This is a genomic window from Streptomyces sp. R11 (genome assembly GCF_041051905.1).
Taxonomy (GTDB): Bacteria; Actinomycetota; Actinomycetes; order Streptomycetales; family Streptomycetaceae; genus Streptomyces.
Window position 1 is genome coordinate 8,661,800 of record NZ_CP163432.1, and the last position, 16,473, is coordinate 8,678,272.

Here is a 16,473-nt window from a genome sequence, read left to right on the forward strand (position 1 = left end):
CGAGGCCGAAGCCCGGTCAGGGCAACTCCGCCTGCGCCGGGCTGTCCTCGAGAAAGCCCCCCGACTGGTGCTGCCACAGCTTCGCGTAGGCGCCGTCCAGGGTGAGCAGTTCGTCGTGGGTGCCCTGCTCGACGATCCGTCCACGGTCGAGGACGACGAGTCGGTCCATGGTGGCGACCGTGCTCAGCCGGTGCGCCACCACGAGCGCGGTCCGCCCGTCCATGAGCCGCCACAGCGCCTCCTGGACGAGGATCTCGCTCTCGGAGTCCAGGGCGCTGGTCGCCTCGTCGAGCAGCAGGATCGGTGCGTCGCGCAGGATCGCCCGGGCGAGCGCGACCCGCTGGCGCTGGCCGCCGGACAGCTTGATGCCGCGCTCGCCGACCATGGTGTCGAAGCCGTACGGCAGCGCGTCGGCGAACTCCGTGACGTGCGCCGCCTCCGCCGCGTGGCGGATCTCGGCGTCGGTGGCGTCCGGCCGGGCGAAGGCGATGTTGTCCCGCAGCGTGCGGTGGAACATCGCCGGGTCCTGCGGCACGTAGGCCATCAGGCCGCGCAGGTCCGCCTGGCGGAGCATGGTGATGTCCTGGCCGCCGATCAGGATCCGGCCGGCGTCGATGTCCGTCATCCGTAACAGCAGTCGGGTCAGCGTGGTCTTGCCGCCGCCGGACCGGCCCACGAGGCCGATCTTCGCCCCGGCGGGCACGGCCAGTTCGAGGCCATCGAAGAGGGGCCGGCCACCGGCGTGGGCGAAGGTGACCTTCTCGAAGCGGACGTCGGCGGGCGCGGGCAGCAGCGGCTCCGGCGACGGCGGATCGAGCACGGTCGGCGGCGTCAGGAGCAGCTCGGTGAACTGCGCGGCCTCCGTCATCGAGCTCTCCAGCCGACGGTAGATCTGATTGAAGTCGAACATGATCCGCGTCGCGTTGTTGTAGTAGGTGAAGGCCACCACGATCGCCTCCACACCGTGCGCGCCCCCGGCCAGCGTCACCGCGAGCAGCAGCCCCAGCGCGTTGGTCAGCACCGACATCGGCGCCACCAGTGTGTCGATGCGCAGATTGCCGTAGTCCCACGCCCGCAAGGTCAGCCGGCGCGACACCGCGACCCGGGAGCGGTGCTCGGCGGCCTCGCGCTCCTCGGCGCCGAACGCGCGCACCGTGTCCATGTTCATCAGGCTGTCGGCGACGTGCCCCGACACCCGGGCGATCGCCTCCTCCCGCTGGTCGACGAGGGCCTGGCGGCGCCGGATCAGGGGCACCACACACACCGCCGTCAGCGCGATCATCGTCAACAGCCCGACGACGAGCAGCGGTTCGTAGCGCCACAGCACCACCGCGCCGAACACCAGCGGCACGAAGCTGCCCACGATCTGGAACGTCAGCGTGTCGACGAACTGCTCGAAACGCGAGGCGAAGCTCAGGACGCGCTTGGTCAGCGACCCGGCGAAGTTGTCGTGGAAGAACGCGGCGTCCTTCGCGAACAGCTCGTCCATCCCGATCACATACAGATGCTCGATGCCGAGGGCGTCCAGCCGGTTCAGGCAGTGCAGCGCGACCCGCCACAGGGCCTCGGCCAGCAGCAGCACACCGACGAAGCCGAGGACGTACGGCAGCGTCGAAGCGACCGTGACGTCCCCGCCGCCGGCGATGTCGCCGACGAGCTTGGCCACGATCAGCGGCGCGACATAGTTGATGCCGATGTTGCCCAGCGCCGACAACACCATCGCGGGAGCCGTCAGCAGGCGAAGCCGGGCCAACTCCCGTCCGTAGTAGCGAAGTGCGAGAAGTACCGAGCGCTTGCCCGGCTGAACCTTGGGCGATTCAGGAGTTCCCATTTCGACCGTAGTGTCCCGTGGCGGCGACCGCGAAGTCCAAGCGTTTTCCGGTCGGTGGGGAGCTCGCAGGGGGCGTTCGGGGACCTGCGCCGGAGCGTGCGGTCGCACAGGATTCACGACTTTCCCGTACCACAAGTAACATGATCAACTTTGTCCTCAGGTGGACCTCGCAGTCACCGCGACACCCGCTCCGCCACCAACCCCCTTCCGTCGTCAACTCCGAGGACCTCGATGTCGTCCCAGACCGATGCCGTGCAGCAGGCACGTGCCGACTACGAACACCACATGCAGACCTGCCGGCAGTGCTACGCCGACTCGATACCGTGCGCAGTCGCCAAACACCTGCTGCGCCTGTACAACAACACCCGTAGAAGCGGCGCCCAGCCGGGCACGAGAGGCCGCTGACCCCGTCACCCTCGGAGGACCGCGTGCGACGCCTGCCCCGCTCCCTGTCCGGCTGGACCATGGCGGTGTTCGGCGTCCTCGCCGCAGTCATGGGCGCGGTGGGGCTCGTGGCCCCGGACGCCCTGCTCACCGTCATGGGCTTCGCCCCTGAGGCGGGCTCGCGGCGTGCGGAAGGAGACCACACCCTGGTCTTTCTGACCGCTTCCTCCATGGCGGCGCTCAACATGGGCGTCTACTACGTGCTGGCCGCGCTCTCCGACTGGAAGGCGTTCTTCCGCTGGACGGTCCCCTTCCGCCTGCTGACCTGCACGGTGTTCACACTGGCGGCGATCAGTGACCGTGCTCCCGCCGGCTTCCTGGGCGTGGGCCTGTGGGAGGGGATCGGCGCGGTGGTCACGGGCGCGGCCCTGCGCCTCGAGAGCCGGCGCGCAGCGGGCTCCGGCCAGGTCGAGGCCGGCGTCAGCTGAGCACCGTCTCCCAGGTGTCGACGGCGTAGTGAACGGCCATGCCGTGCCGGGCGTACAGCGCGGGCGCCCCCGTGGGGTTGGCGGTGTCCACTCCCAGCCCCACCGTGTCCCGCCCTCGCGCCGCGAACGCGGCGAACGCGTGCCGCAGCAGGAGACCGCCCAGACCGGCACCGCGTGCCTCGCTCAGCACGCCGATGCTCCGGATCCAGCCCATCGCCTCACGGTCGTCGCGGGCGATGAGGAACCCGGCGTCCCCCGACTCCTCGGTGCCGACGATCCACACCAGGGACCAGTCGAGCACCTCGGCGTCGACGTCGTGCAGCCACTGGTCGTAGCTCCGTGGCTGGAAGTCGAAGTGCTCGGCGAAGCTCGACTGGTACAGCGCGTGGACCCGCGCACGGTCCGCCTCCTCGGCACACGGCCGCAGGCGTATGCCCTTCGGGAGTTCCGGAACGAGGTCCGCGGAGCCGTCCACGGGCCGTTGCAGCACGTGATAGCGCCGTACGACGTGCCAGCCCCGTTGCTCGATCAGCTCCGTGTCGAGCGTGGGCTCGATGTTGAGGTGCAGATGCACCACCGCCCTGGCCGCACCGTTCTCGCGGGCCTTCTCCAGGGCTCGCGCCTCCAGCGCGTCCAGGATCAGTTCGCCGGCCTGCTGGTGGTCGGGCAGCACGTAGTGGTCGACGTCGACGCGCTCACCGGCCGACTCGTCCCACAACAGGCCGTACGCCACCAGCCGGTCGCCGTCGAAGGCCAGCCACGAGTCGCGGTCCAGAGCGATGTCGGGCCGCTTCAGGTCGGCCTCGACGGTGTGCAGGTCGGTCTCGGGCCTGCCGATCTCGATGCGGTCGACTTCGTTGAGGAGTTCGGTGATGGCGGCCGCGTCGGTGAGGCCGGCCGGACGAAGGGCGTAGGGCATGGGCCAAGGGTCGGGGGAGGGGAGGACGGCCGCAACGGATTTTCGGTGACCCGCGGCCTGCCCTCCTCTCCACTCGCCGCAGGTCGGTCAGCAGGTCGCGAAACCGGGCAGGTCCCCGTACTCGTTGCCGTTGAGGTAGCCCGCGCTCACGTAGCCCTCGACGAGCTTGACCCACACGTTGTTCGTGTAGCCGTTGTCGCGGATCGTCTCGCCGCGCACCCAGCAGTACGCGCCGCGCGGCTGGTTCGCCGCGACACTGCCGACCTGGGCGTACGAACTCGTCGGCCCGGAACGGACGTTGACCGTCTCGTACGGCACGACGGCGTACGGCGCGGCCATGATGCGTGCCCCGCCACCGTCCGCGTCGGACGCCGCCACGGCGGTCGCGGCGGTGAGCGGCCCGAGCAGGCCAGCGCACCGGCACCGACGAGCGCGGCCCGGGCGAGGATACGAGTGGACATGACCTGTTCCCCCTGTTTGACGGTCATTGCCCGGCACTCAACCGGTGCTCGGAACACAAGGGAAACGCGAGGCCACACGGATCCTGAGACTTCTCAGGTACCGCCGCTTCGCGCAACCGAGGGCGCCGCGAGCTCGTCTTTGGGATCATGGTCACCACAAGCATCGCCGGCACCCTGTCGGCGTCGTTGCGCCAGCTGCTCGATTTCGCCTGGATACAGACACGGTCCTGCGCCTTCGCCATCGCCCTGATGTCCGGCGTAGCCGCCTCCGCCCTGCTGCCCGGCCTCCCCGTGGCCCGCTACGACCTGCTCGTCGTCTACGGCGTGCTGCTGACGCTGCTGTTCTGGCTGCGGGGCTGGGAGAACGGGCGGGACGTCGCCGTCATCGCCGTCTGCCACGTCATCGGCCTGGCCTTCGAGTTGGTGAAGGTGTCCCTCGGCTCGTGGAGCTATCCGGAGCCCGCCGTACTGAAATTCGCGGGCGTCCCGCTGTACGGAGGCTTCCTCTACGCCGCTGTCGGCAGCTATGTCTGCCGTGCCTGGCACCTGTTCGACCTGGAACTGGTCCGGTACCGCCCGCGGGCGACGGCCGTGGTCGCCGCGGCCATCTACGTCAACTTCTTCAGCCACCACTGGCTCCCCGACGCCCGCTGGCTCCTCGCCGCACTGCTCCTGGCCGTCACCGCTGGCACCTCGGTCCGCTACACGGTGCGCACCACCCGCCGCCGGATGCCCCTGGCGCTGTCCTTCGTCCTGATCGGCTTCTTCCTGTGGGTCGCGGAGAACCTCGCCACCTACCTGGGCGCCTGGCGCTACCCCTACCAACTCGACGGCTGGCAGCCCGTGGGAGTGGAGAAGTTCGGCGCCTGGGCCCTGCTGATCAGCGTGACGTTCGTCCTCGCGGCAGTGACCCGGTCGCACCGGCGGCCTGCATCAGCTTGCGAGTGAAGCGATGCATGTGGGGGTCCATGGAGTCGAGCGACTCGGCGAGCACCTGCTCGGGAGTCAGCCATCGGATCGCCGTGAACTCCTCCTCGTCGTAGGAGGTGAGGGTTCGCGCGTCCGCGGTGATGACATACCAGAGCGAGACGTCGGTGTGTTCCCCCTGACCGCGGGTTCGGGTGACGGTGAGGAAGAGGGGGTGCTCGCCCGTGATGTCCGAGGCGACCGCCGGGATACCCAGTTCCTCCCGGCACTCGCGTTCAACAGCCGCCCACGGGTCCTCACCCGGCTCCACGTGGCCGCCCGGGGGCAGCCACAGACCGGCTTTGCGGTGCGCGACCAGCAGCAGTTCGCCGCACTCGGCGTCCAGCACGACGAAGTAGCTGACGAGGTGAGTGTCCGGGACGTCAGGCTTACGCGTCCTGTGGACGGGCGCGCCGCCGGCGAGCCACTCACCGGCCAGGCGCAGGTGGTCCCGCTCAAGGTCGTCCCAGGGGTCGATGGCGTCGACCAGGCCGACCAACTGGGCCCGAAGGCGACCGTCGGAGGGAGCGGGGAGGCTGTGCGAGGACACCATGTGCGCATTCTGGCATCCGGCGCGCGCCCGGAGGGCGGACACGGCGGGGGCATTGCCGCAGCCCCCGCCGCTTACCGCCGGCCGCTCGCCGTTACTCGCCCTTCGGCCCGGCCTGCTGCACGACCTCGAAGGACCACAGCGTGGACCCGCTGGCCGCCGGCTTCGGGCGCTCGGCGCCTTCCTGGCCGCCGCCCTGGTGGGCCGACTTCATGGGGCCCTCCATCCAGGCCTGGAAGGACTCCTCGTCGCGCCAGCGCGTGTACACGAGGTAGGTGTCGGTGCCCTCGACCGGCCGGAGGAGTTCGAACCACTCGAACCCGTCCGAGTTCTCCACGGCGTGGGCACGGGAGGCGAAGCGCTTCTCCAGCGTCTCGCGCTGCTCTGCGGGCACGGTCAGTACGTTGATCTTGACTACGCTCATGGTCCTCATCCTGCCGCACGGCCGCCGGCACAGGCGCGGCGGCTCGTGCTTCACAGGTGTGGCGCCACGAATCAGGCCCGTTGCATCAGGTCCGGTGCATCAGGTCCGGTGCATCAGGCCGTGTGCAGGGTCAGCCCGTACCGGCCGAGTATCTCGTTCACCGGCTGGAACCAGGTCTCGCCGCCGCCGGAGCAGTTGCCCCAGCCGCCCGAGGTGACCCCCTGGGCCTGGTCGCCGCTGATGAAGGACCCTCCGGAGTCGCCGCCCTCGGCGCAGACGCTGGTCTTCGTCATCTGGTGCACCGCGCCCTGGCTGTAGTTGACGGTCTCGTTCTTGGCCAGCACGGCGCCGCAGTGCCAGTGCGTCGTGGAGCCGGAGCGGCATATGGAGGTGCCGACGGGGGCCTCCGCCGAGCCGCGCACGAGCTTGTCCGGGACCGTGCCCCAGCCGAGGACCACCGGCACGGTCCACCAGCCGCTGCCGACGCTCACCCAGGCGTAGTCGTTGCCCGGGAACGAGGAGCCCTGGAACGTTCCGATGTGGCTGCCGTCCCAGCCCCGGACAGCCGCTCCCTGCCCACCGCAGTGCCCGGCGGTGACGAAGCCGCCGTGCACCGAGAAGCCTATGGAGCAGCGGACGTTGCCGGTGTAGTAGGGGTCGCCGCCGACCGTTCCCGCCGCGAAGGTCCGCGGGGCCGCCGCGACCGTCTCCACGGTGACGGGTCCGGCCGCGCGGGCGCGGGAGACGAAGCCGCGGACATCGTTGTCCGACCGCTTGTCGCGGACGACGTTCACGACGACGGTGTTGGCCACCGGATCGACGTGCCAACTGCTCACGCCGGACGGTGCGGGGAGACGGTCGATGCGTGCCTTGGCCGCGTCGAGATCGCGCGCGCTGTGCGCGACGGTGCGCACCGTCACACCGGTGGCGCGGACCTCCCGTACGGTCGCGGGCGCGGCGTCCGACGTGACGGCCACGGTGAGCCGCTCGCTCTTCGCGTCGAACCACGAGCCGCCGTAGGCTGACCCGGCGGCCTTGCGTGCCTTCGGTGCGACGTCCATGGCGGTGCGTTCCGCGGCCAGCCGCGCCTCGGCCCGCTCCTTCGACAGGCCGAGGTCGCGCCGCATCGCCTGCAGCAGTCCGGGGGAGGCCGGTTCGGCGTCCGCCACCGTGGGGGAGTCGTCCGCCGTGGCCTGCGCGGTTCCGCCCGCCGTCCAGCTGCCGAGGACCAGGAGCGCGGCGAGGCCGGCGTACGTGAGTCTGATGCGTCTCAAGGGAGTTGCCCTTCGTCGTTCCAACAAGGTGGGGTGGAACAACCGCAATCTGAGAGCGCTCTCATTCAGGGTCGGGCAGAGCTTAGCCCTGACGACGCATCAGGTCCATACCAGCGACCGGGTCGAGTGGGTGCGGGAGGCCGGGACCTCAGCCGAGGTTTCCGGTCCGCGCGTCCTGCCACAGGTCGACGCCGCCGTCGGTGGCGTACTTGTCGATCTCGGCCAGTTCCTCGTCGCTGAAGTCGAGGTTCTCCAGCGCGGCCACGTTCTGTTCCAACTGCTCGGTGCGCGAGGCACCGATGACCAGCGAGGTCACCCGGGGGTCGCGCAGCGCCCAGGCGAGCGCCATCTGGGCGAGGCTCTGGCCGCGGCGGGCCGCGATGTCGTTCAGCGCACGCAGCCTGCCCAGCATGTCCTCCGACAGCCACGTCTCGTCGAACGACTTGCCCTGCGTGGCGCGCGAGTCGGCAGGGACGCCGTCGAGGTAGCGCCCGGTCAGCAGCCCCTGGGCGAGCGCGGTGAAGCCGATCACGCCGAAGCCCTCCTGCCCGGCGGCCTCCAGCAGGCCCTCGTTCTCGATCCAGCGGTTGAGCATGCTGTACGACGGCTGGTGGATGAGCAGCGGTGTGCCCAGCTCGCGGAGGATGGCGGCCGCCTGCCGCGAGCGCTCGGCGTCGTAGGAGGAGATGCCGACGTACAGGGCCTTGCCCTGGCGGACGGCCGTGTCGAGCGCCCCCATCGTCTCCTCCAGCGGCGTGCTCGCGTCGAGCCGGTGGGAGTAGAAGATGTCGACGTAGTCCAGCCCCGTCCGGCGCAGGGACTGGTCGAGCGAGGCGAGCACGTACTTGCGCGAGCCGCCGCCCTGGCCGTACGGACCGGGCCACATGTCCCAGCCGGCCTTGGTGGAGACCACCAGCTCGTCCCGGTACGGCGCCAGGTCCTGCTTCATCAGCCGGCCGAAGTTGATCTCCGCGGCGCCGTAGGGCGGGCCGTAGTTGTTGGCCAGGTCGTGGTGGGTGATGCCGAGGTCGAAAGCGCGCAGGGCGATCTCGCGCTGGGCCTCGAAGGGCCGGTCGTCACCGAAGTTGTGCCAGTACCCCAGGGACAGCACGGGAAGGTCGAGTCCAGAGCGTCCGGTGCGCCGGTATCGCATGGTGCCGTCGTAGCGCTCGGGATCCGCGACGTGGTTCATCGAGTGTTCTCCGCAGGGTTGCAGTCGGGGTGGTTCGGTCCGGGTGAGGACGTGTTCACTGTGCTCCTGACTGATTCTGACGTCCAACGCATCCTTTTCATCGGATTCAGCGATGCCGTTTCTGAATGACGTGCCGGCCTCACGTGCGCGCCCGGCCCGCCGTGGTCGTCGGCACGTTGTAGCCCTCCAGCCGTACGGCCGGCCTGCCGGAGGTGAGGGAAGCGGCCGGCCAGGACAGCGTGACGCTGCGGGACTCGCCGGGGAGCAGCCAGAGGTAGTTGTCGCCGTACAGCGTGGGCAGGACCCGGTGTCCGGACTCGGCGTCGAGCAGGGAGATGCGCACCATCGCCGCGACCGTCGTGCCGCGGTTTCGCACGCGGGCGGTGAGGCCGTGGCGGGCGCCCGAGCGGTCCGCGTCGGTGATCTCCACCGACACCCTGGTCCGCCCGACCTGGTTCAGGGCGCGCATGTCGGCGGCCTCGCGGTACCGCCAGTAGGTGTTCTCGGCCAGCAGTTCCCCGCGGGCGTCCACCAGGCGCAGCCGCAGCAGATGGAGGCCGGGCAGGTCGTCCGGCCGGCCCGCGGTGAACGCCGGCGCGGTCGACGAGGCGGCGACGTCCACGGTCGCGCGCTGCTCGGCGCCGAGCGGACGGCCGGAGAGGTCGTAGCGGCGCGCGGAGAGCGTCGCGCCCGAGATGCGGCGGGGGGTGTGGTTGACCGCGATCACCTCGCCGCTCACCGGATCGGCCTGCACATGCACGGCCTCGCTCGCCTTGCGCACGCCGTAGTAGGCCCCGTTGACGTCGAAGTCGTAGTCGTACGTCTGCCACACGGTGCTGTACCAGGCGGGGTGGGACATCCACAGCATCAGCCCGCTCGCGTCGTCCCACAGCCGGGCGTTCCACGCCTCGAACATGGCCCGGAAGTTCTCGTAGTTGACGAACTGCGCCTTGCGGCAGAAGTCGTCGAGGTCCTTCGCCTCGCCGAGCCTCGTCTCGATCGCCGCCCGGTAGTTCTGCGGTGCCTGGTTCCCGCGGGTGCTCCAGTCGTGGTGGTACCAGGCGCCCTTGATGGGCCACTCCGGCTCGTCGCCCACGAGCCGGCGCATGGTCTGCGCCGTCGGCAGCACCGGCATGCCGATCTCCGTGTGGAAGCCGAAGCCGCCGCTGCCGTAGGTGGTCGCGGCGGAGTAGCGCCGCGGTTCGACCCAGCCGTAGGGGCCGCCGCCGGAGACGATGCCGCCCGCGGAGTTGTTCTGGTACAGCAGATCGGGCGCCTCCGCGCGGACCGCGGCGCGCATGCCGTCGTCGACCGGGCCGGGAGGGTTGCCCTCGTTGGCGCCGCACCACACGACGATGCTGGGGTGGCTGCGGTAGCGGCGCACGGTGTCCTGCGCCAGGCTCAGGAAGGCCTCATGGTCCGGCGGGTCCATGGCCCAGGCGTTGGGGAAGTCGTTCCAGACCAGCAGGCCGTGTTCGTCGCAACTGGCGTAGAACTCCTCGCGGTTGCTGCTTCCGAGCCAGTTCCGGATCATGGTGAAGTTCATGTCCCGGTGCATGCGCACGGCCGCGTCCATCCGCTCGGCGGGCATACGCCGCAGCAACTCGTCCCAGCCCCAGTTCCCGCCCCGGCAGAACACCCGGACACCGTTGACGCTGATCTTGAGCGGCACGGTGGAGTTGTCGACGGACTTCACGTCCGTCCAGTCCTCGCCGTCGTTGGAGACCTGGACGGTGTACTCCTTCGCGTACGCCTGCTCCCACAGGATGACCACGCGGTCGAACGCCACCCGCTCGCCCAGGTCGACCTGGATCGACTGCTCGTCCTCGTACGCCGACGACCACCGTGTGTTGGGGTCACCGTCCACGGCGTTGGCGGCCGCGCTCCCGGAGCCCTCCTCCGAGGACGCGGTGGCCGTCCTGCGCAGCGCCAGGTCGGTGCCGGGGGAGGAGCTGTCCACGACCGACAGGCTCCACATCGACGCGCCCCAGCTCGTCGCCCGGCTGTGGCACAGCACCCGGACGTGGCGCGCCGTCCGCGGCTCGAACTCCACGTTCTGCAGAGCCGCCGCGCCCGCGGTACGGAAGGGGAGCGGAGCAGCGGTGTTGTCGACGGCCGAGGCCTCTCGCCAGTCCTCGCCGTCGTCGGAGACCTGGACGGTGTACGTCTTCGCGTACGCCTGTTCCCATGTGACGACCACGCGGTCGAAGGACACCGCGGCGCCGAGGTCGACCTCGATCCACTGCTCGTCCTTGAACTCCGAGGACCAGCGCGTCTTCGGATCGCCGTCCGTCACGTTGCCGGGCCGGTTGGCCGGGTCGTCGACGGAGGACGACGTGGCCGGCCTGTGCAGGGCCAGGTCGGTGCCGGGTGACGTGCTGTCGACGACCGACAGGTTCCATATCGACGAGCCCCACTCGGTGGCCCGGGTATGGCAAAGGATCCGCACGTGACGGGCCTTCTGCCGGGCGAGGTCGACGGTCTGCGCGTAGGCGTCGCCGCCGGACTGGAAGGTGAGCGGGACGTCGTACTCGTAGCCGAACTGGCGGATGCCGAACCGGGTCGTGCGCCGGTCGCTGACCTCGCCTGCGACCGAGGCGGTGAGCTTCAGCAGGTGCAGGGCGGGCTCACCGTAGCCGTTGGGCCACCACAACTTCGGCTCGCGGATGCGCAGTTGCGGGTGATCGGCCGGGCTGAAGGTGACGTCGGCCGTCTCGCCGGCCGGCACCGTGACCGTCCGGGTCAGCCGTACGTCGTCGAAGGCGGCGGAGACGGTGACGCTCCGGGCGACGGAGTCCGCGTTGCGCACCGGGACCACGACGGTCAGCTCGGCCGTGCCGGTGTCGGGCAGATCGGGCAGCCGGGTGTCCACGCGCGGGTCGCCGAGGACGGCCGCGCCCGTCGAGCGGAGCCGGACGTGGTTCCAGATGCCGGCGGCCCGGTCACGCACCGCCGGCATCCAGTCCCAGCCCGAAGCGGCCAGATACGTCGGCGAGTTGCGGTTCATCATGTTCGCCCCGGCGTCCACGAACGCCAGGCCGGCCGGGCCCTTGTCGCCGGGGCTGCCCGGGTACGGCATGGGCTCGATCCGCACGGCCAAGGCGTGATCACCGGCGCCGGTCAGGAACTTCGTCACGTCGAAGGCGGCGCGCGCGAAGGGGAAGGTGACGGTGCCGACCCGGCTGCCGTCGAGCCAGACCTCGGCCTCGTGGTTGACGCCGTCGAACTCCAGCCAGATACGGCGACCGGTGCCGGTGCGCAGTCCCTTGGGCAGGCGGAACTCACGTCTGTACCACCAGGCGTGGCGGGAGAGAGCCTCCGGCACGTGCAGGTTGTTGAGCCCGGCGACCGGGTCGGGCAGGTGCCCCTGGTCCACCAGGGAGGACAGCACGGTGCCGGGCACCGTGGCCGGCAGCCAGCGGCTGGTGTCCACCGAGGGCTCGGACAGGTCGGTGCCTTCCCCGCCGGCCCAGTCGTCCATGGTCAGGTCCCAGCCGGACTCCAGCGGTACGGTGCCGTCCTCGGCGACCTTCAGCGCCTCAGGCGTGCGGTGGCGGACGCCCCAGTCCGTCCAGCCGGTGACGTCCGGGCGGCGTTCGCCGCACGTGCCGTACACCTGGAGGCCGTTGAGGCCCAGGGGGTTGGCGTTGGAGCGCTTGTGGACGGTCATGCGCACCCATCGCGCGCTGACGGGCCGGGGCAGTGCGATCTCCATGACGCCGCCCCGGCCGGAGTCGGTGCGGTACACGGACGTCCACGACTGCCGGTCGCGCGAGGTCTCGATCACGAACCCGACCGCGCAGCTGGAGAGGATCTCCTGCCCCGTGGTGTTGTCCCGCGGGTTGCCCCCGGGCGCGTCGACGTACGGCGGATCGTCCACGGTCGCCTCGAAGGTGAGCCGCAGCGACTCCACCTCGCACTGCGCCTGGAGGTCGACGCTGATCCACTGCGGGTCACCGCCTGCGGCACGCCAGCCCGTCCCGCGCACCCCCGTGCCGTCGAGGCCGTCCACCGCGAACTCGGCCGGCGTGGGGGCGTAGTCCGTGGAGGAGACCGACACCGGTCGGTAGGCGGCGAGTTCGCCGCGGCTGGGCGCCTGGCGCGGGTGGCCGATTCCGGCCGCGGCGGCGCCGGGCGGCAGGCTCATGCCGATCCCGAAGCCCGCGAGAAGGGTGGACCCGGCGGTGAGTACGGCACGGCGGGACGGCACAGAAGGCTGATCCGGCATGGGACAAGGGCTCCGATCAGGGATGTCCGGTGAAGGAGGCGACCTGGAAGCGGGTGTGACAACGTTGTCGAGCGATGCCTGACAACGTTGCCAAACCCTGCACCGCGGGCGTCGGCCCGTCAAGACTTCCGGCAGGGCCGGATCCTTGTTTCTGTAAATTAGTAATTAATATTGACAGGGTTCCGGCCGCGCGCCACAGTCATCGCCGTGACGCCGACGGCCCCGGCCTCCGGCGCGGCCCGCGTCACACCTCCTCCTGTTTCCCAACCTCCGGGAGAGGCACGTGACTTCACTCGCTCTCGCGACCGCGATCTCCGTGGTCCTGACCGCGTCGGCGGCCCCCACCGCCACCGCTCACACCACCGTGGACCAGGGCGCGCCCGACTACTACGACAGCGGTCTCGCCCCCACGCCATACATGGGCTGGAACACCTACTACGGGCTCGGCGCGCCCACCGAGAAGGAGGTCCGGGCCGTCGCCGACAAGCTCGTCAGCAGCGGACTGCGCGACAGCGGCTACGACATCGTGTGGCTGGACGGCGGCTGGCAGGCCGACAACCCCCGTGACGCGCAGGGGCGGTTGACGGCCCACCCCGACCGCTTCCCGTCCGGCATCCCGGCCCTGGTCTCCTACCTCCACCGGCGCGGACTGAAAGCCGGCATCTACACCGACGCCGGCGCCTACGACGGCGGCAAGACCTGCGGGCTCGGCAGCCGCGGCCACTACGACCAGGACGCGCGGCAGTTCGCCGACTGGAAGGTCGACGCGATCAAGGTCGACTTCCTGTGCGGAATCGGTGCGAAGCTCGATCCCGGGCCCGCGTTCAAGGAGTTCAGCGACGCCGTCGCCAAGTCCGGCCGCAGGATGCTGCTCAACCTGTGCAACCCGCTCACCGACGACTGGGGCCTGCCGCACACACCCGAGCAGGACGCGCACAACACCTACGCCTACGCCCCGACCATCGCGGACTCCTGGCGCACCGGGACCGACATCGCCTGGGGTACGCCCAGCCCGGGCCAGTGGCCCAACGTGCTGCGCAACATGGACGCCAACGCCTGGCACCCCGAGGCTCAGGGGCCCGGCCACTACAACGACCCCGACTACCTCATCCCGATGCGCCGCATGAGCGACGGGTCGTACGAGCTGACGCAGGAGGAGTCCACCACCCAGTTCGTGATGTGGGCCGAGATGGCCTCGCCGCTCGTCCTCGGCTCCGACCCGCGCACCCTGTCCGAGTCGATGATCAAAACCCTGCGCAACCCCGAGATCATCGCCGTGAACCAGGACCCGCTCGCCGTCCAGGGCGTCCGCGTGGCCACCGACTCCGTCGGCGACGTCTACAGCAAGGTCCTCTCGGGGCAGGGCCGCCGCGCGGTCGTTCTCCTCAACCGCTCCGACAAGCCGGTCCAGCGCACCGTGGACTTCGCCGACGCGGCGCTGGGCGGCGCGGTCAAGGTACGCGACCTGCGGGCGCGCGCCGATCGCGGCACGCACACCGGGTCGTACACCGTCGAGGTCCCCGCCCACGGCACCGCGTTCCTGAAGCTGACCGGCGCGGACGCCCTGCCCGGCACCAGCCTGGGTGAGAAGGCCACCGCGAGCCCGGCCGTGGTGCGCGACGGCGACACGTTGACCACCTTCTACCGCGGACCCCGCGGGAACCTCGTGCAGCACTCGGCGTCGACGAACGGCGGCGGCACCCCGCGTGCGAGGGACCTCGGAGGCCCGGCCAGGGGCGGGATCCTGGGCCAGCCCGCCGCCTACGCGTCCGCCGGCGGCCGTATCGACGTCTTCGTGCGCGGCGCCGACTCCCGTGTGTACCGGCGGGTGTTCGCCGACGGACGTTGGGGTGGCTGGCAGAGCCTGGGCGGGCGGGTGACCGACGCGCCGTCGGTGGCGTTCACCGACCCCGCGAACTGGACGCTCGTCGCGCGCGGGGCGGACGGGCGGATCGTGCAGCGCGGGCCGTCTTCCGGCTGGTCGTCGCTGGGTGCGCCGGGTGACCGGCCGACGTACGGCAGGCCGTCCGCCGTCGTCGACGCGCAGGGGCGGGTCCAGGTCGCCGTGCGGACCTCGGCGGACGACGTGGGGACAAGGGTGCGGGACGCCTCGGGGGAGTGGTCGGAGTGGACTTCGCTCGGCGGGACCGTGAGCGGCAGTCCGACGCTCGTCGCCGTGGGGGACTCCGTGGTGCTGTACGCGCGGGCCGGTGACTACACGCTCTGGCAGCGCCGGTACGACGGTGCGGCATGGCAGGGCTGGTCGAAGCGGGAGGAGTTCCCCAGCGCCGCCTTCGAGGGCTCGCTCGGGGCGGTCGCGGGGGAGGGCGGTGTGATCGACGCCGTGTTCCGCGGGGTCGACGGGTACGTCCACCGGACCCAGTTCAAATAAATTAGTAATTAATCTTGACGTGGTGGAAGCGCCACGCGAACCTGGATCCGCCGTGCGGACCCACAGGGAGCCCTCCATGACCAACCCTCAGCCCAGCCGACGGCGCTTCCTCGCCGGACTCGGCGCCGCCGGAACGGCCTCGCTGCTCAGCGGCTGTGTCACGTCCACCTCCTCCTCGAAGTCCTCGTCCACGGGCGCGGTCACCCTCCAGTCCAACCTGTCCGCACCGCAGGCCAAGGCGGCGATGGAGGACATCGTCGCCGCCTACGGCAAGAAGGGCGCCGGGAGCGTCAGCCTCAACACGGTCGCGGCGGAGACCTTCCGCACCCAGCTGCCGACGTACCTGACCTCCGCCAACCCGCCGGACGTGTACACCTGGTACCCGGGCTCGGTGGCGGACGCCTACGCGAAGAAGGACCTGCTGCTCGACCTCGGCGAGCTCTGGGAGTCGCCCGACCTCAAGGGCTACTCCAAGGCACTGAAGTCACTGTGCACCGCCGGCTCCGGCAAGAAGGTCTTCGTCCCCACCACCTACTACTGGTGGGGCATGTTCTACCGGAAGTCCAACTTCGCCAAGTGGGGGGTGAGCGAGCCGAAGACCTGGGACGACTTCCTCGACCTGTGCGACAAGCTCAAGAGCAAGGGCGTCGCCCCGATCGGGCTGGGCGCCGGCGGCAACACCGCCTGGGTGGCCTCCGCCTGGTTCGACTACCTCGACATCCGCATCAACGGCGCCGACTACCACCGCCAACTGCTCGCCGGACAGCACCGGTTCGACGACCCCGAGGTCCGCAGGGTCTTCGACCGCTGGCAGGAAGTGCTGCCGTACTTCGACCCGAACGGCACCGCGGGTGCCTTCCAGGACGCCACGACCGCGCTGCTGAACGGCCGCAGCGGCATGATGCTGATCGGCACCTTCTTCGCCGACGCAGCTCCCAAGGACGCCCTCGACGACATCGACTTCTTCCGCTTCCCGGTCATCGACGCGAAGGTCCCGCCAGCCGAAGAGGCCCCCACCGACGGCTACTTCGCCAGCGCCCGCACCGGCCGCCGCGACGGGGTGCTCGATCTGCTGGGCTACCTCGCCACCGCCGAGGCGCAGGAGATCTACATCAAGGGATCGTCCGGCACCGCCCTGCCCTGCCACCCCGACGCCGCCGACGCCGGTACCGCGCTGGTGAAGAAGGGCCGCAAGCACATCGAGGAGGCGGCCGAGATCACCCAGTTCTTCAACCGCGACTCCAGCGACGCCCTCCAGCCCACCGCCGACACCGCGCTGACCAAGTTCCTCGCCAAGCCCAAGGAGATCGGGAGCATTCTCACCGACTGGCAGCGCGACGCCCAGAAGATCTGGAACGTCTGAC

The 16,473-nt window shown here is 70.4% G+C and carries 13 protein-coding genes; 5 read left to right on the forward strand and 8 right to left on the reverse strand.

Annotated elements, in window-relative coordinates; genetic code table 11:
• Positions 1-16 precede the first annotated feature (16 nt).
• Positions 17-1,831: an ABC transporter ATP-binding protein gene (locus AB5J55_RS39995; protein WP_369275334.1), complete on the reverse strand. Its 1,815-nt coding sequence runs from the start codon at positions 1,829-1,831 to the stop codon at positions 17-19.
• A 231-nt stretch (positions 1,832-2,062) separates the two neighbouring features.
• Between AB5J55_RS39995 and AB5J55_RS40000 the strand changes: the two genes are divergently transcribed.
• Together AB5J55_RS40000 and AB5J55_RS40005 are read left to right on the forward strand one after the other, a co-directional pair.
• Entirely contained in the window at positions 2,063-2,236 is a 174-nt protein-coding gene (locus AB5J55_RS40000) for a hypothetical protein (protein ID WP_369275335.1), read from the forward strand.
• A gap of 59 nt (positions 2,237-2,295) precedes the next feature.
• Positions 2,296-2,703 (forward strand): hypothetical protein, encoded by a 408-nt coding sequence (locus AB5J55_RS40005; protein ID WP_369276428.1) that lies wholly within the window; start codon positions 2,296-2,298, stop codon positions 2,701-2,703.
• Here the strand turns inward: AB5J55_RS40005 and AB5J55_RS40010 are convergent.
• Positions 2,696-3,622 (reverse strand): GNAT family N-acetyltransferase, encoded by a 927-nt coding sequence (locus AB5J55_RS40010; protein WP_369275336.1) that lies wholly within the window; start codon positions 3,620-3,622, stop codon positions 2,696-2,698. The two genes, AB5J55_RS40005 and AB5J55_RS40010, sit on opposite strands and share 8 nt — an antisense overlap.
• Before the next feature lie 87 nt (positions 3,623-3,709).
• Entirely contained in the window at positions 3,710-4,000 is a 291-nt protein-coding gene (locus tag AB5J55_RS40015) for an SH3 domain-containing protein (protein WP_369275337.1), read from the reverse strand.
• Between the two features lie 230 nt (positions 4,001-4,230).
• Here AB5J55_RS40015 and AB5J55_RS40020 point away from each other — a divergent pair, with 230 nt between their 5' ends.
• Positions 4,231-5,031 carry a DUF817 domain-containing protein gene (locus tag AB5J55_RS40020; protein WP_369275338.1) on the forward strand — a complete coding sequence of 267 codons (801 nt, stop codon included), beginning with the start codon at positions 4,231-4,233 and terminating at the stop codon, positions 5,029-5,031.
• On the opposite strand, the gene AB5J55_RS40025 is transcribed toward AB5J55_RS40020, so the two are convergent.
• The 5 genes from AB5J55_RS40025 to AB5J55_RS40045 all read right to left on the reverse strand — a co-directional run bounded on the left by AB5J55_RS40025 (position 4,964) and on the right by AB5J55_RS40045 (position 12,717).
• Positions 4,964-5,602, reverse strand: a complete 639-nt coding sequence (locus AB5J55_RS40025) for an NUDIX hydrolase (protein WP_369275339.1) — start codon at positions 5,600-5,602, stop codon at positions 4,964-4,966. The two genes, AB5J55_RS40020 and AB5J55_RS40025, sit on opposite strands and share 68 nt — an antisense overlap.
• Before the next feature lie 91 nt (positions 5,603-5,693).
• Complete coding sequence (locus tag AB5J55_RS40030; protein ID WP_328419826.1) at positions 5,694-6,023, reverse strand: antibiotic biosynthesis monooxygenase; 330 nt, start codon at positions 6,021-6,023, stop codon at positions 5,694-5,696.
• 113 nt (positions 6,024-6,136) lie between these two features.
• A complete protein-coding gene (locus tag AB5J55_RS40035) occupies positions 6,137-7,297 on the reverse strand; it encodes a S1 family peptidase (RefSeq protein ID WP_369275340.1) in 1,161 nt (386 codons plus the stop codon).
• A 148-nt stretch (positions 7,298-7,445) separates the two neighbouring features.
• The gene (mgrA, locus tag AB5J55_RS40040) at positions 7,446-8,489 is read right to left on the reverse strand and encodes an L-glyceraldehyde 3-phosphate reductase (protein WP_369275341.1); all 1,044 of its coding nucleotides are present in this window, start codon (positions 8,487-8,489) and stop codon (positions 7,446-7,448) included.
• Between the two features lie 139 nt (positions 8,490-8,628).
• Positions 8,629-12,717 carry a discoidin domain-containing protein gene (locus AB5J55_RS40045; RefSeq protein ID WP_369275342.1) on the reverse strand — a complete coding sequence of 1,363 codons (4,089 nt, stop codon included), beginning with the start codon at positions 12,715-12,717 and terminating at the stop codon, positions 8,629-8,631.
• 283 nt (positions 12,718-13,000) lie between these two features.
• On the opposite strand from AB5J55_RS40045, the gene AB5J55_RS40050 reads away from it, so the two are divergent.
• A complete protein-coding gene (locus AB5J55_RS40050) occupies positions 13,001-15,109 on the forward strand; it encodes a glycoside hydrolase family 27 protein (RefSeq protein WP_369275343.1) in 2,109 nt (702 codons plus the stop codon).
• Between the two features lie 76 nt (positions 15,110-15,185).
• The gene (locus AB5J55_RS40055) at positions 15,186-16,472 is read left to right on the forward strand and encodes an ABC transporter substrate-binding protein (RefSeq protein WP_369275344.1); all 1,287 of its coding nucleotides are present in this window, start codon (positions 15,186-15,188) and stop codon (positions 16,470-16,472) included.
• Position 16,473: the final 1 nt, after the last annotated feature.